This window comes from Malacoplasma muris, assembly GCF_046774425.1.
GTDB classification, from domain to species: Bacteria; Bacillota_I; Bacilli_A; order Mycoplasmatales; family Mycoplasmoidaceae; genus Malacoplasma; species Malacoplasma muris.
Window position 1 is genome coordinate 517,804 of sequence record NZ_CP177248.1, and the last position, 17,389, is coordinate 535,192.

Below are 17,389 nucleotides of genomic sequence, written 5' to 3' on the forward strand. Positions count from 1 at the left end.
AAAAATATGTCAAACATTTTTGATAATAGCAAAGTTTGAAATAGGGCACTTGATGACATTATGTCTGAAAGTTTTGGTAAATATGCAAAATACATAATTCAAGATCGTGCCTTACCAGATATTAGAGATGGTTTAAAACCTGTCCAAAGAAGAATTTTATTTGCTATGTATGATTTGAATATAAATCATGATAAACCATATAAAAAATCTGCTAGAACTGTAGGTGAAGTTATTGGTAAGTATCACCCTCATGGTGATAGTTCAATTTATGAGGCAATGGTAAGAATGTCTCAAGAGTGAAAAAATAATATCCCATTACTTGATATGCAAGGAAACAAAGGTTCTATTGATGGTGATAGTGCAGCTGCTATGAGATATACAGAATGTAGACTATCAAAATTTGGTGAATTGTTGTTAACAAATATTGAAAAAGAAACAGTTAAATTTATTCCAAATTTTGATGATAGTGAAAATGAGCCATCAGTTTTACCATCATTATTACCAAATATTTTGGTTAATGGAGCTACAGGAATTGCTGCAGGTTATGCAACAAATGTTCCACCATTTAATTTGTCTGAAGTTATTACAGGTACAATTTATAGAATCAATCATCCAAATTGTAATTTAAAAGAAATATCATCAATAATTAAAGGACCAGATTTCCCAACAGGTGGTATTATCCAAGGAAAAGATGGAATTTTGGAAATGTTTGCTACAGGACGTGGTAAATTCAATATTAGAGCAAAAATTGAAGAAAATACAAGATTAACTAAGGGGAATAAAAAACAATTAATTGTTACTGAAATCCCATATGAATCAAATAAAGCATCTATTGTAAAAGCTATTGATGAATTAAGAGTTAATAATGAATTGCCAGGTTTAAAAGAAGTGAGAGATGATTCTGATAAAGATGGTATTTCAATAGTGTTAGAATTTGATACTGAAAAAAGTTTAGATATATTAAAAAACTTTTTATATAAAAAAACACAGTTACAAATATCTTACTCAGCAAATATTATTTTAATTAAAGATAGAAAACCATATCAGTGTAATTTAATGGATATAATTGATGCATATATTGAACATGCAAATGATATAGTTGTAAAATCATCAACTTTTGAACTAAAGAAAGCATTAAATAGAAAAGAAATACTTGAAGGTTTAATTAAGGCAATTAATGATATTGATAATTTAGTAAGATTGATTAAATCATCTACTAGCAAAGAAGAAGCAAAAAATAAATTAATTGATTTTTTTGAATTAACTGAAAAACAAGCAGAAGCTGTTGTTCAATTGCGTTTGTATGTATTAACATCATATGATACACAAAAATTAATAGATGAATATAAAGAATTATTAGAGTTTATTGATATAAAGAAAAAACTTATTAATGATCAGCAATATAGAAATCAACACTTAATTACAACTTTTGAAGGTTTTAATAAGACATTAGGGTTTAAAAGAAGAACTGTTATTGAAGATGAAATTGAAGAAATAGTTGTATCAGAAACTGACATTATAGAAGAAAACCATGGTGTTTGTGTTGTTACGCGTGATTGCTACATAAAATTTATGCCTGATACTACTTTAACTGATGTTGATGTAAATAAATTAAAAATAAAAGATGGTGATTTACCTATTGATATGTTTGACATGAGTACATTAGATACTTTGGTTGTGTTAACAAATAAAGGCAAATGCATTACTATTCCATCACACAAAATTAAATTAACTAAAATAAAAGAAATTGGAATACATGTAAATGAATTAGTTACAATTGATTCGTCAGAAAAAGCAATTTCAGCATTTACTGTTAATAAAGAATCATATATTAATACAGAAGTTTTAGTTGCAACAAAGCAATCTCAAATTAAAAGATTTTTAATACAAGATATAGCTCCAGCAAAAAATGCTAAAACTACTACATACATTAATTTAAAGAATGATGATGAAGTTGTAAGTTCTTTTGTAGTTCAAGACAAATATAAAGAGTTAATTAGTATAACTTCTTCAGGTTATGCAATTAGATTTAATATTGAAGAAGTTCCAGTTGTTGGTAGAACAGCTGCTGGTGTTAAGAATATTAATTTAAAAAATGATGATATTGTTTCATCTGTAATTCCTGTAGAACCAGAAGAAAGTTTTATTTTATTAGTTTCAAATCGTGGTGGAAAAAGAATACATTTTGAAGACATTGCTTTAAGTAGTAGAGCAACAATAGGAAAGCGTATTTTAGCTCAAGTAGAATCTAATCCATATTTTATTCATTCTGCTTTTATGATTGGTGGAAGACAATATATTATGCTGTTAAACGATATGGGTAAATTAAAAGATCAAAAGGTAGCTGAAATTCCTATAACAGATAACCAAACAAGAATGAATTCATTTCCTGATTTTGAAGGAGGCATTGTTAAAGCTTCCTTCATAAAAAAAAATAAAAATTTTATAATTTCTGATGAAAATGATAACTTTTTATCATTAGAACAACAAAAAAATGAAGAAAAATTAAGCGAAGCAACTTATAAACCTGAAAAAAATAGTAGTGCTTTAAAGAAATTGCTTAATCAACCAATTAAACAAAAAGAAATGGAATTTGAGTCTGAAGATATTAAAGTGGACACAAGCAATAATATTTTAGAAATCATTGATGATAAAAAAATAACTACATCTATTTCTGATGATGAGATTTCAAATGAAATAGATAAAAATGACACTAATTTTGATAATTCAAACAATTTAGAAGAAAATAATCAAATTTCTAATGATGATTTAAAAGAAGATAATAATATAGGAGTGACAATCAAAGAAAAGCAAGAAGATTTAGATGATGATACTTCAAATATAGAAAAAGAGAACAAAGAATCTTTTGCTCTAGAACAACAATTAGATAATATTTTAGATGAAAATGAAGTAGAAGAAAATAAAGAAGAAAATATAACTATAGAAGAAAATAGTGAAATAAAAAAATCTGAAGATGAAGAAGAATATTCGCAAGATGATAACTCAAGTTTAGAAAATAATAGTGAAGAAATTTCTAATCAAGAAGACCAATTAGATAATAATTTAAATGAAGATGGAATAGAAAATAAATCAGAAAAATCAATAGAAAACAATGATACAAATGATAAAGTTTCTGATTTGCCATCAAATTCATTAGAGAATAAACAAGAAAAACATTCATCAAAAAAGAAAACTAACCCTTGATTTGATAAGATTTTTGCTTTTGCTGATGAAGAAGATAATTTATCTAAAGAAGAAAATTCAGATAGTTCAATAAATGAAATTAATAATAATTCTATTTCAGAAGATACTATTCTTGATAAATTAAATGATGATAATCTTGAAAATAATGACAGTACTTTAGAGCCATCAAATAATATTAATGAAACTGAAATTAGTGCAATATCAGATGATTTATCTGATGTAGATGATAAAAATATTGATAATTTAGATGATATATCTGAAGATCATGAAGAAATAGAACTAACTAAAAATATAGATGATGATATGTCTGAAGAAGAAAATGACAAGCATCAAAATGTGAGTGATGATTTAAACGATGATGAAAATATAATAAGTGAAAATCCATCATCAACAACCCCAATTATTGATGCTTTATTAGAAAATGACAATGATTTAGCACTGCAATTAATTCATTATGGAAGCGATGTTAATGAAATTGATGAAGATGGACAAACTCCTTTAATGATTGCAGCAAATTCTGGTAATGTTAAAATTGTTAGTAAGTTAATTGAACATAATGCTAATTTGGACATTCAAGATACAACATATGAGTATACAGCACTTATGTATGCTGTTCAGAATAATGAATATGAAGTTGTAAAATTATTGATAGATGCTGGTGCTGATTTGGATTTAAGAACTCAAGATTATGTTAGTGCTTTAACAATAGCAATGGAACAAAACGAAAATGAAGATATGGGTAAATTACTTGTAGAGAATGGTGCAAGTGATCCAAATGAATATTTTGAGATCGTAGATGAAGATGAAAACAAATAAATAATAAAAAAATGTATATGCCTCTTTACAAGGGCATATATTTTTTGTTATATTATAGAATGTAAAATAATGATATTATGGGTAGCATTAAACAAAATTTTGATTTAAATAAATCAAATCATAAAAAAAATAATAAATTTTGAGAAAATATTTTTGGTGATAAGGCTTTCATCATTTTAATGTTTTCTTTATTTTTGCCTTCTGCTATACAACAATTAGTAACAACATCTGTAACTTATATTGATACTTTTTTTATTGCTGGTTTTGCACCTAAAAATGTTGAAGGAGTTGATTTAACAAGCATTGGACTAAGTAGTGGAGAAATAGCTAAAACATCAGTTGGTATTGCAACTTCCATAATCAATTTTCCAATGATGGTTGTTTTAGGGGTTTCATCAGGAATAGGAATAGTAACAGCGCAATATTTTGGTGCTAAAGATAGAGAAAAATTGCAACAAACAATAATTTATAAATTAATAGTTGGAAGCATATTAATGTTACCTTTTTTAATATTGATGGCTGTTATTCCAACAGAACTTGTTAATGTAACAAGAAATGTGTTTAATTTTTCTAACAATTCTAAAGATTATTACATTTCTAAAGTTGCAAGTGAATATTTACAATGATCATCTATATCATTTGTATTTATTTTGTTAGCATATACTTTAAGTTATTCATATAGGGAAATAGGAAAACCAAAATTTGCTTTAATAGCTGCTGTTATTTCGGTTTGTTCAAATGTAATTATGGACCCTTTAATTATTATTTTTGAAAAAGATTTAATTAATGCTGCTAGAAATGTAGCATTGTCTACAGTGGTATCAAGATTGATAGAATGTATTGTAATGATTATATTTATATATTCTAAAAAAGAATACTATTTAATGATTAAAAAAATTAAGCTTGAAATGAGTGTTTTTAAAAATACTATAAAAAATTCATGACAAGCAATTGCAAATGATTTTTTATATGGTTTTGCAACTTTATTTTTAGTTATATGTTTATTAGTTTATAGTTCCAAGACTCATGATGCTTTTACAACAGTTTCTATTATTATTCAGTTTGCTGGTGTTATATTTCCTGGAATGGCTGCAAGTTGTGCTGTTTTAGTCGGAAGTGAATTAGGTAAAAATAATATTAAACAAGCAAAGAAAAATAGTGTTTATTTAATTGTTTGAGGTTCAATAATAACATTATTCTTTGCGCTAATATTATTTGCTCTATCTTTATTTATAAATCCATTATTATCCCCTGCTCCTCCAAAAGATGTCAATTTAGATGATTATAATCTTTGATTGCTAAATCAAGAATTAGCTAAAAAAGCTGAATGAATTATGATGCCAGTTATTTTTAGTCAAGGTGTGTTCTCTATTTTATATTTTTCTATAAAAGCTGGAGGATCAAAATATATATTTTTTACAGATGGATTTATAATGTCAATATGATGTATTATATTTGGAAGTTTAATTTACACTGGAACAATTAATGAAGAAAATACATCACCTGAATTAATGTTTTTTTTAATAGAATTTAATCAAATAGCAAAAGCAATGTTATCTTATTGTTTTTATCAATGATCAAATTGAGCAATTAATATTACAATGAATGACAACAAAAATAATGATTTACATCAAAAAAATATGAAATAAAAACATGGCATCTATGTCATGTTTTTTATAATTTAAATATTTTGTATTGTCTTATTAATTCTCATAAATAATTTTTATTTAAAATATAATATACATATGTTAATCTTGAGGAAGTATAAATATGCCATTAATTAATTCATGATTACTAGATGATGATGGAAATGATTTAATTCAATATAAATTAGAAAATTGAGATTCAAAAGTGTATAAATTGCCTAGAACAAAAGTTAAATCTTGGATTAATAGAGTTGAAGATGATATTAATTTGCATTCTAGTGGTATTTATTTTTTGATTTATGAATTTGAAGGTAAAATTGATGAAATTTATGTTGGAGAGTCTAGAGATATTATAAAAAGACTTAATGAACATATTAAAAAAAGTAGTTTAAACAATAAAGATGAACTGCTTTATTGAAATTATGCATTTTTTATAATTAATGATTCTGGTTCATTAGATAAAGATAAATTACATTATCTAGAAGATTATTTTGTTTGAGAATTAAAAAATAATAAAAATATTAAAGTCGTAACAAAGATGTCTAATAAAATAAAAATTTCTAAAAAATATGAATCATTTATTAATGTTTTTGTAAAAAATATTAAATTGTTGTTTAAATTTATTGGAGCTGATTTATTTGTAAATGACGAAGCACCAGTAACAAAAAAATATTTTATTAAAAAAGATTTTTGTAATGTATCAGGTTACTATAGTAACAATGGTTTTGTTATGTTAAAAGGTTCTGTTATAAGAGATGGTTTTAGAGAGTCATTTAAAACATATTGTAAAAGTGAATATAAATTGAGAGAAGAGTTAATAAATAAAAAAATTATTGTAGATAATGTATTAACACAAAATTATGAATTCAGTTCTCCATGAGTAGCAGGCACTATTGCAGTTGGTGGAAAATTAAATAACATTAATGAATGAAAGACAAATAATGATATAAAAGAAGTTAATGATGAAAATAGTATAATGACAAAAAATAATAATTATATTAATGAAAACAATAAAAAGATACAAAAAGAAATTACAAATGAATATTATTTTATAAAAAATAATTATTGTGATGTAGTAGGTTATCATAGTAAAAATGGTTTTACTATTTTAAAAGGTTCAACAATAAGGAATGATTTTGTTTCTTCTTTTAAACACAATTGTAAAGCAGCTTACATAATAAGAGAAGAATTAATAAATAAGGAAATTATTAAAAATAATGTGTTTACTCAAGACTATGAATTTAAATCTTTTTGAATAGCAGGAGCTGTTGCTTTAGGTAGAATATTGTCAAGTGCTAGTGAATGAAAAAGAAAATAATTTTACAAAAATTAGTTATTATTAACATTATTTTGTAAAATTATTTCCATTAGAATTTGTTATCAATCTATATCTATTTTTTCAACTAAATCTTGATGATTTGATTATTACTCTATTATACGTAAATAAATCTCAACTATATTTTTTGCCATATGCATGACTTCCAGTTGTTCTAATACCACCTTGAGGAACATTATAGAACATTTGAGTCATGACATCATTAAATATTAAAATTCTTGTTTCAATATTTTGTTGAACTTCATATCAGAAATTTTTATTCTTACTAAATACATAAATTGCTAGTGGACTAGGATTGTGATCTATTACTCCAAAAACATCACTTACATTGTTGTATTTAATTATTGGTAATATTGGGCCAAAATTCTCATTATTCATCATTTCACTTTTTAAATCTACAACATTCATTAAAGTAAATTCAATTGATTTACTATTTTTGTCGTAATTACCACCAAAAACAATTTCTTTTTTATTTTTATCAATTATGTTTATCATTCTATTTAAATTTTCATCAGTAATTATTTTACAAAATCTTGTTTTGTAATCAACCTTATAAAATAATTCATTATAATTTCGTCTTATTGCTTGAACAAAATCATTATATACAGTTTCATGAATTAAAATATAATCAGGTGATGATGATAATTGACCTGAATTTATCGCTTTTGATCAAATTATTCTTTTGCTTGCTAAGTCAATATTTGCTGTTTCATCAATAACAATTGGACATTTACTTCCTATTTGAAATACAACCTCTATAAAACGTGAAGTATAATTTTTAACAATATTTTTTGCATTTTTTGTTTTTCCAAAAAAGAAAACCATGTCAAAATCTAATTGAAATAATTCTTTTGTGTCATTTTCATCTAATTCATTATCAATAAAAAATATATGATGATCATCAAATACAGATCCTAAAATTTTTTTAGATATTTTATTTGTGTTTTTAGCGTGTTCTGGAAATTTTATAAATACAGTATTACCAGCAGCAATTGCACCAATTATAGGGATAAATGCTATATTAAAAGGTAAGTCATTTGAAACAAATAATAATATAGAACCATAACATTGTGGTTTTATATAAGATTTTGAATTAAAAAGATCTTTAAATCCTTTATAAAGTTTTTTGTTTTTGCTTAACTTATAAATATTTTTGATAAAATAATTTAATTCATTAATCACAGGATTAAGTTCTACTAAATCAATTTCTTTTTTAGATTTATTAAAGTCTTTATATAATGCATCATATATATTTTCTTTATTTTCTAAAATTTTATTTTTTAATTCATTTAATAACTTCAATCTTTCTTTTATTGTGAAAAAGCCTTTTTTGATAAAAATCTTTTGTTTATCCAGCTTATTTAAAAACATTCCCATATTAATTGTTCCTTAAAATTTCATATAGATAATAGTTATAATAGCATTTTTTTGATTTTAATTAACTTATTTATTATTTGCTGAAAATAATATAGTAGTTAGTTAAAATTATATAATATTAACACTTTTTTCAGAATTATTTAATTATTTTTTGTCTTTTGATTATAAATAATTTGTTTTAGAATTAATTAAAAATATTTTAAATATTATTGAATAATTTTTTAAATTAAATGTTAGTATTTATATGACAAATGTTTTGTTTGTCAGTTAATTCTTATATTTCGATTTAGAAATATATTCTAATTAATTATTTATCAATGTATAATGGTCGAGCATTATTATTGGTAAAGAAAAGATTAAAGTAAAATATGAGATAATTGTTGCTGACAATTACGTATTATGATTTATAAATGCTAATGAATATTATCAAACAGCTTGTTGTTGACTCTCTTTTAATTGTTGTATATTTCCTCCTTAATTGAACTCACTGTGTTGAATCATAATAAATTATGAAAAATAAACAATATGACTATCCACCATATTGTTTATTTTTTTTATTGCCACAATAATGTACAATATATTATGTGTATTAGTTTTACAAGGTGTATTTATGAAAGTAAGAAAAGTAGAGAAAAAAGACTATAACCAATTAGTTTTACATGCTAAAAATGTAATTAATTATTATGATTTTTTTGATAACTATAATGATGAATTAAATACAGGATTAGCTACATTTCTTTTAAATAATATGATTAGAAATGTTAACTATGGTTATGTCATTGAATATAATGGACTAATTGTTGGTGTTTTATTAGCAAGTATTCCAGATTATAAACATCAAAATATTTTTTCAGATCAAGATTTAATTGATTTAAATGTAGAAGAAGCTGATAATATTAACTTCTTTAAAACATTAGATGACAATCAGGAAGAAATTAAAAATCTTGAAATTTATACTAATCAAGTTTATTATGAAATGTTTCAAAAATATAGTGATATTGTAAGTAATAGATCTGAAATTCTAATGTTTTCAATTTTACCAAAACATAGAGGTAGAGGACTAAGTGATATTTTATATAACAAATTTAAATTTGATATCATTGAATATGGTTATCCTGACTTTTGTTTGTTCACAACAACTAATTGTGATTATGGATATTATGAACATAAAAAACTACAATTTGTTAAAGAAATAATGTACGATTCTTCAAATGTAAATGAAGAATTAGCAAAATTTTTATCTATTCCAATGTTTGGAATAATATATTATGGAAATGCAAATGCACCCAAAGAATACGATGGTGTTGCTGAAGAAATAATTGAAGAAAATAATCAATAGTTTTTGTTTGCTTTATTTATAGAAAATAATCAATAAATAAGAGGTTAATACTTATTAGTTATTGGTTATTTTTTTAATTTTTTATTCATTTATAAATATATAATTTATTATTATGTCATTTTTGCTTTGAGGATAATATGAATAATAATTTTACAAGAAAAAGGGATTTGTCAAAATATTTTTTGCCAAACATTAATCGAGCTAGAAAAAGACTTGAAGATGCTAAAACACTTAAAGATAATTTTGAAATACCAACAAATTTAATAGGATATGGAATCAATAAAAAATTTCATATCAAAACATTTGGATGTCAATCAAATGTAAGAGATACTGAAACTATGATGGGTATATTAGAAATGATTGGTTATAAACATACAGATGATATCAAAGAAGCTGATTTAGTATTATTAAATACATGTGCAATTAGAGATCATGCAGAGCAAAAAGTATTTGCAGATATTGGTGTTCTAGATAAAATCAAAAAAACAAATCCTAATTTCATTTTTGGGATGTGTGGATGTATGGCTCAAGAAGAAGCTGTTGTAAATAGAATATTAAAAAGTAATTTTAATATTGACTTTATTTTTGGTACTCATAATATTCATAGATTATTAAATATATTAGAACAAGTTTTATTTGAAAAAAATTTAGTTGTTGAAGTCTGATCAAAAGAAGGTGACATTATAGAAAATTTGCCTACAACTAGAAATAATAATATAAAAGCTTTTGTTAATGTTATGTATGGATGTGATAAATTTTGTACTTATTGTATTGTTCCGTTTACAAGAGGAAAAATCAGAAGTAGATCAAAACAAGATATTTTAGATGAAATTAATGAACTTATTAGAAAAGGTTATAAAGAAGTAACTTTAATAGGGCAGAATGTTAATTCATATGGAATAGATCTTAAAGGTGAAAATTATGTATTTTCAAACCTTTTAGAAGATGTTGCTAAAACAAATATTGAAAGAGTTAGATTTACAACAAGTAATCCGTGAAATTTTACAAAAGAAATTGTTGATATAATGAAAAAATACAAGAACATTATGCCACATATTCATTTGCCAATTCAAAGTGGAGATGAATTAATTTTAAAAAAAATGAATCGTCCTATGAAGATTCAAGATTATTTAGATCTTATAAATTACATAAAAGAAAACATTCCTTATTGTTCAATTACAACAGATTTAATTGTTGGATTTCCAAATGAAACAAGAGAACAATTTGAAAGAACATTAGATTTATATAACAAAATTCAATTTGATAATGCTTTTACTTTTATTTATTCAAAACGTGATGGAACTATAGCAGCAAATTTACCTGACTCTACTAGTATGTCAGATAAAAAAGAATGATTATTAGAATTAAATGAATTAGTTAAAAAATATGCTAAATCACAAAATCAAAAATTTGTTGGTTTAACGCTTGATGTATTGGTCGAAGGCCCTTCTAAAAAAGATCAAAGTATTATGTCGGGTTATTCTCCTCAATGGAAAGTTGTAAATTTCAAAGGAGAAGCAAATCCTGGAGACATTGTTAAAGTTAAAATAATTACAGCATCAAGATTTACATTAAATGGGGAGATTGTAAAATAAGTCATTATGTCAGAAAGTAAATTAATTGGTAAAGAATTTTTAGGAAAATATAAAATTATTAAATTAATTGGTAAGGGTGGAATGGAATCTGAAGTATATTTAGCTGAAACAATTCACAGTAAATCAAATAATCATTTCTCAAATAAATTTAAATATACTGCTATTAAATTTATTAAGAAAACAAGTACTACAACTTCAGATCATTGAAACAGAATATTAGATGAGGGAGTTACAAATGCAAGACTTGCAACAAGTGAATATATTGTAAAATTGTATGAAATGCATCCTTTAGATAAAGATACAATTGTTTTAATAATGGAATATATAGATGGGCCAAGTTTAAAAGAATTAATTAGAAATAGAGGATGTTTATCAATTCCTGAAACACTATCTATTTTTAAAAAAATTTTACATGGTGTTTCTGATATGCATACTAAAGAAAGAGTTATAATTCATAGAGATTTAAAACCTGAAAATATAATGTTATCAAAAGATTTATTGGATGTAAAAATAGCTGATTTTGGAATATCATCAGTTTTGGTGCAAGACAATGATATAGTAAAAGATGTTTTAACAAATGAAACATCTTTCTTTGGGACAATTCCTTATGTTACTCCTGATGCAACATCATTACAAAGTTTTGATAATAAAAAAATGCCAATGCTTTCAAAACAATATGATTTTCATGCTTTGGGAATAATCTTTTATGAAATGCTTATAGGTGAAAAACCATTCGAAATAGTTGATGAAAATGATCCATCAATAATTTTATATTGAAAAAAATATGATATTTTGCCAATGAAAAAAATAAACAAGAATATTAGAAATGAGATTGAAAATGTTTTTCTAAAATTGACAGCATCTAGACCAAATATTATGAAATATAGATATAATGATGTTTCAGAAATCATGAATGACATTGAAGAAATTGAGTCAAGGATTTCAAAAAAACAAGAAGAGTTACCAACAATACTTTCTTATAACCAAAGAGAATACCAACAATCACTGTGTTTGAGACTTAATAGTTACTCAAGAAATAAATTTTGCAAATTTATAAAATCTAATAAGTGATTAACAATAAATCTATTTTTATTTTTGTTATTAGTCATATTATTAATCATTTTTATTTCTTTAGGATTACTATCATGAACGGAAAAGTAATAAAGAAAAGTGCTTCCTTTTTTAATGTTATTTGTAACAATTTAAATTACATATGTTTTTCAAGAAAAAAAGTTAAAAATGATGCAAGCATTTTAGTTGGAGATAATGTTGAATTTATAAAAGAAGATTCTACATACATAATAGAAAAAATATTACCTAGAAAAAATAAACTAATTAGACCAAGTGTGGCAAATATTGATATCATAATAATTGTAATTTCAGTTGTTGAACCAAAATTAAATACATTTCAACTCAATAAATATTTAGCTTATTATGAATATCAAAATATTGATAATGTAATAATTTATTTTAGCAAAATGGATTTATTAAAAGAAAAAGACGAAATTTTAAATAAAATAAATGAATACAAAAAAGATGGATATAAATGTTTATTTTCAGATAAAACAGAAAGTATAGATACTATTAACACTTTGTTTGACAAGAATAATGTAATTTGCTTAGCAGGAGAATCAGGAGTTGGAAAATCTACACTCATTAATAAATTAATTCCTGATTCAAACATAACAACAAATATAATTTCTAAATCACTTAATAGAGGAAAACACACTACAACTACTAGTAATTTGATAAGTTATAAGAATGGTTTTATTGTTGATACACCAGGGTTTGGTTCTATAGAATTAAATATTCCTAATGATGAAATTGCTAAAAGCTATAATGATTTTAGAAGTTATGGTAAATATTGTAAATTTAGAAACTGCTTACATAAAAATGAAAATGGTTGTAAAGTCAAAGAAATGGTTGAAAAAAATAAAATTTCTAAAGAAAGATATAATGATTATTTAAAAATTATAAATTCTAATAAATATAAAGTTAAGTATTAATATAGAATTTATAATAACTTATTGTTGGGTAACAAATATGAAAAAAAATAAAAAACAATCAAGTTATTTTAATATTGAAAATAAAATAAACTTTGACAACACAATTATTGAAGCATCTTTAAAAGCAAAAAAAGCAATTGAATCAGGGGTTCAAAATGTTTACAATGCCACTATAGGATCATTGATGGACGAGAAAAATAATTTTTTTGTTTTTAAAAGTGTTTTTGATTTGTATAACAAAAAAATATCAGATCAAATAAAAGCATCATATTGCCCAAACATAGATGGTGGAATAGACTTTTCTAATGTTACAAAGAAATGATTATTTAAAGATAATATTTTTTTAATAGAAAATAGTTTAGTTTGTGCATCGCCTGGCGGTAGTGGATCACTATCAAGTGTTATAAAAAAAGTTCTTGATGAAAATACAGTTGTTTTAATTCCAGATTACACATGAGAACCAATTGAATTAATGTGTAATCAATCAAAAGTGAAAATAATTAATTTTAAAATGTTTAATGATAACAATATGTTTTATTTAGATGATTTGTTAAATAAAATTGATTATTTAACTCAAAAATATAAAAAAATAGCTTTATATTTAAATGATCCTATTCATAATCCAACATCTTTTTCAATGAGTAATTATCATTGAAAACAAATAGTTTTAAAACTAAACTCTTATTTAAATAATGAATTTGTAATTATTAATGATGTAGCATATATTGAATTTAGTTTGGATTCTGATAATACTTATTTAAAAGAATTTAAAAATATTAAAAACAATTCATTAATAGTTTTTTGTATAAGTTATTCAAAATCTTTAACATTTTATGGATTAAGACTAGGTGCAACAGTTGTTTATCATAATGATAAAAATGTTGTAAAAAACATTCATGATTTATTGGTTGTCCATGCACGAGCAAATTGATCAAATTCAAATCATGGTGCAATTGAAACAGTTGTTGAACTAGATAAAAAAAATGATACTTATTTAATTGAAAAACAAAATATGATTTCAACTTTAAAAAAACGTTTTGATAATTTTAAAAATGAATCAAAAAAAATAGGATTAGATTTTTTAGAAACTTCAATTGGTTTTTTTATAACAATTCCATTAAATGAAAATATTATAAATAAATATATTGAAATTCTAAATAATAAAAATGTATTTGTTGTTCCATTAAAAAATGGTATTAGAGTTGGTGTTTGTAGCCTGAATATTCAACAATGTAAAAAATTACCTAATATTTTAAAAACAGCACTTATGGAGGTAAAAGAAAATGAAAGATAAGTTTTTTATAAATAATGATTTGGTTTTAATCAATTACACTAAATTATTCCCTCAAAATGAAATATCTGTATTAAATTCAAAATATTTTTTAAATATATTACAGGAGTTTTATAAATATTTAAAAAATAACAATTTGTATTTATTTAAACAGTTTGATGTATATAATTCTAAAAATAAAACAGTTAAAAAATATCAAGAATTTTTGATCGAAGTTTTTGTAAAAGATATTAATTATATTAATTCTATTTTTTTAAAGAAAATAGAAACATCAAGTCATATTTTTGAATTGTTATATGACTTTTATAGAAGCAAGTTACGTTTAGGTATTTATTACTCTGTAAAAGACGCTGTTATAAGAAGTAATTTTATAGATGTAGATACAAAGTTTAATGATATTGTTTTGTCATTGTATAGAACAATAGGACAAAAATTACAGGAACATAATAATCTTGTTTATAGACAATTAAATGCAGGTACAAATGGATGTTTACAAGTTAGTAAGGTAAAATGAAATACTAAGCATATAGATTTTTTTAAAAACATTAATTTTATTACTTCATTAATGTTGAGAACTCCTTTATTTTTAAAAACTAAATCAAATAAAAGAACAGGTAAGTTTAAAGAAACTCAGGATAATTTATTAGAACTATTTAAAAATAATGAAAATTCTAATGATTGAATATGTTATCCATGTTTTGTTGGAAATAATCTAGCATTCATATATTTTCATAAAGAATTTATTATAGATGGAATAGGATTGGCTAATTTATTTGAATTAGCAAAAGTTGATGATTATGAAGATAGAAAACCAAACTTAATTGTATTTTATGGTGTTCAAGATTCTAACCATGATGGCAATTTTTATTATGACTTAGAAAATGATATTTATATTGGTCAAGTATCAAACAAACCAAATAATGATTATTTTGGATACATTAAAAAAATGACTTTAACATTACATAATTTATCAAATATAAAACAAAAAAAACTACCAGTACATGGATCAATGGTTAACATTATATTAAAAAATGGAAAGCAAAAAAATGTTGTATTTGTTGGAGACAGTGGAACAGGAAAAAGTGAAACAATAGAAATGTTAACTTATGTTGGTAAAAAATATATTCAATCAATAAATGTTATATTTGATGATATGGGAAGTTTTGAAGTTGTAGGAAACAACATTAAAGCAAGTGGTACAGAAATTGGAGCTTTTTTAAGATTGGATGATCTTGAAAAAGAATCAATTTATAAAGATGTTGATAGAAACATTTTTTTTAATGCTGAACAATCTTTAAATGCAAGACTTGTCAATCCTGTTAATACTTATAAAGAAATTAAAAAATTACATAAAATTGATATGGTATTATATGCTAATAATTATGAAAAAAATAAAGTTGGTATAAGAAGATTAAAAGAGAAAGAACAAGTCTTAGATTTATTTATAAATGCAAAGAGAATGGCAATTGGTACTACTAATGAAATTGGTATATCTACGACTTTTTTTGCAAATCCTTTTGGATGTGTTCAAAAAGAAGATGAATGTAGAAAATTATTAGACTATCAATTTGGTTTATTGTTGGAAAACAATATTTATATTGGTGAGATATATACTTTATTAGCATTAGACAAATCTAATACTACATTGAAAAAATCATCAATAGAATTATTGAAATTATTGTGTAAATAAAAATATTATTTAAAGTAATATTTTTATTTTTTTATATTTATGTTGTTATTTTAAATAAATGGTGTAATATTAATCAATAATTTAAAGAATGGAGAACACATATGAATGATAATAATTCATCTTTGTTTAATGAAGATAATAGTCAAGAAAATAATAGTTCTTCAAATGTTGTAAATAATCAATATAATCAAGATGCATATTCAGGAACATATGGAGGATTAAAGAAAGTTAATAAATATTCTTTTGGCCAAATGTCTATGATGTCAATAGCAATGTTAGTAGCAGGATTAGGATTTTTATTAACTGGTTTAATTGGTTTTGGTTTTATGGAATTAATTAAACAATCTATGATGGGAAATGACACATCTTCAAATATATTTTATGGATTTGTATCAATAACATCAATTGCTGGTATAGTTTCATTAGTGATGTATTTCATTTGAATATTTAGAATTGAGAGAGCATCTCTTGGTTTCCAAATTTCTATAATTATAATTTATTGTTTATCTAATGGAATTACTTTTGGTGGTATATTTTATTTTGTAAATGTTCCTGAAATAATTTTAGCTTTTGGAGTTGTTGGATTAACTTTACTTATTACTTTTATAATTTCAAAAATAATAAGTCATAAAGTTGCTATGGCAATGGGAAAGATGATAATGATTATTTCATTAATATATTTAGTATTTTTGTTAGTTTCAATTATTTTAAGTGCTTTTAGTATATTGCCATCAGTTTATGCATATGAAAATAATTCGGTTGGACAATGAATATATGCAATTGTCATTGGTGTTTCTGGATTCTTAAGTATTTTATTCTTAACATATAATTTATATGCTATTCAAAATATGGATAAATTTAGAGATCAAATGGATCCAATTGTTGCAAGAAATTATGCTATTTATTTTGGATTTATTATTTTAATTAATTTGATAAGAATTTTTTATATAGTAATTCAAATCATAGGTAGAATAAGAAATTAAAATACAAGTAAAAAATACTTCATCAATATAAATGAAGTATTTTCCCTGAATGAAATATGAAGTGCAACATCATAATAGCACAACTTATAACTCATAGCCAATAAAT

At 23.4% G+C, this 17,389-nt stretch carries 11 protein-coding genes; 10 read left to right on the forward strand and 1 reads right to left on the reverse strand.

Annotated elements, in window-relative coordinates:
• Positions 1-6 precede the first annotated feature (6 nt).
• The 3 genes from parC (at position 7) to ACLFO7_RS02070 (ending at position 6,984) form a co-directional block, all read left to right on the forward strand.
• The gene (gene parC, locus ACLFO7_RS02060; RefSeq protein ID WP_412032697.1) at positions 7-4,020 is read left to right on the forward strand and encodes a DNA topoisomerase IV subunit A; all 4,014 of its coding nucleotides are present in this window, start codon (positions 7-9) and stop codon (positions 4,018-4,020) included.
• Positions 4,021-4,097: 77 nt separating this feature from the next.
• The gene (locus tag ACLFO7_RS02065) at positions 4,098-5,669 is read left to right on the forward strand and encodes an MATE family efflux transporter (RefSeq protein ID WP_412032698.1); all 1,572 of its coding nucleotides are present in this window, start codon (positions 4,098-4,100) and stop codon (positions 5,667-5,669) included.
• 121 nt (positions 5,670-5,790) lie between these two features.
• Positions 5,791-6,984 carry a hypothetical protein gene (locus ACLFO7_RS02070; protein ID WP_412032699.1) on the forward strand — a complete coding sequence of 398 codons (1,194 nt, stop codon included), beginning with the start codon at positions 5,791-5,793 and terminating at the stop codon, positions 6,982-6,984.
• A gap of 27 nt (positions 6,985-7,011) precedes the next feature.
• On the opposite strand, the gene ACLFO7_RS02075 is transcribed toward ACLFO7_RS02070, so the two are convergent.
• The gene (locus ACLFO7_RS02075; RefSeq protein ID WP_412032700.1) at positions 7,012-8,379 is read right to left on the reverse strand and encodes an aldehyde dehydrogenase family protein; all 1,368 of its coding nucleotides are present in this window, start codon (positions 8,377-8,379) and stop codon (positions 7,012-7,014) included.
• Positions 8,380-8,989: 610 nt separating this feature from the next.
• On the opposite strand from ACLFO7_RS02075, the gene ACLFO7_RS02080 reads away from it, so the two are divergent.
• From ACLFO7_RS02080 to ACLFO7_RS02110, 7 genes are all read left to right on the forward strand, one after another.
• Positions 8,990-9,718: a hypothetical protein gene (locus tag ACLFO7_RS02080; RefSeq protein ID WP_412032701.1), complete on the forward strand. Its 729-nt coding sequence runs from the start codon at positions 8,990-8,992 to the stop codon at positions 9,716-9,718.
• Between the two features lie 137 nt (positions 9,719-9,855).
• Positions 9,856-11,313 carry a tRNA (N6-isopentenyl adenosine(37)-C2)-methylthiotransferase MiaB gene (gene miaB / locus ACLFO7_RS02085; protein WP_412031867.1) on the forward strand — a complete coding sequence of 486 codons (1,458 nt, stop codon included), beginning with the start codon at positions 9,856-9,858 and terminating at the stop codon, positions 11,311-11,313.
• A 6-nt stretch (positions 11,314-11,319) separates the two neighbouring features.
• On the forward strand, positions 11,320-12,474 hold the full coding sequence (locus ACLFO7_RS02090; protein ID WP_412031868.1) for a serine/threonine-protein kinase: 1,155 nt from the start codon (positions 11,320-11,322) through the stop codon (positions 12,472-12,474).
• Positions 12,459-13,319, forward strand: coding sequence for a ribosome small subunit-dependent GTPase A (rsgA, locus tag ACLFO7_RS02095; RefSeq protein WP_412031869.1), 861 nt, complete (start codon positions 12,459-12,461; stop codon positions 13,317-13,319). The genes ACLFO7_RS02090 and rsgA overlap by 16 nt, the downstream gene beginning before the upstream one ends.
• Positions 13,320-13,356: 37 nt before the next feature.
• A complete protein-coding gene (locus tag ACLFO7_RS02100) occupies positions 13,357-14,613 on the forward strand; it encodes a pyridoxal phosphate-dependent aminotransferase (RefSeq protein ID WP_412031870.1) in 1,257 nt (418 codons plus the stop codon).
• On the forward strand, positions 14,603-16,300 hold the full coding sequence (locus tag ACLFO7_RS02105) for a hypothetical protein (RefSeq protein WP_412031871.1): 1,698 nt from the start codon (positions 14,603-14,605) through the stop codon (positions 16,298-16,300). The genes ACLFO7_RS02100 and ACLFO7_RS02105 overlap by 11 nt, the downstream gene beginning before the upstream one ends.
• Positions 16,301-16,401: 101 nt before the next feature.
• Positions 16,402-17,283, forward strand: coding sequence for a hypothetical protein (locus tag ACLFO7_RS02110; protein WP_412031872.1), 882 nt, complete (start codon positions 16,402-16,404; stop codon positions 17,281-17,283).
• Positions 17,284-17,389: the final 106 nt, after the last annotated feature.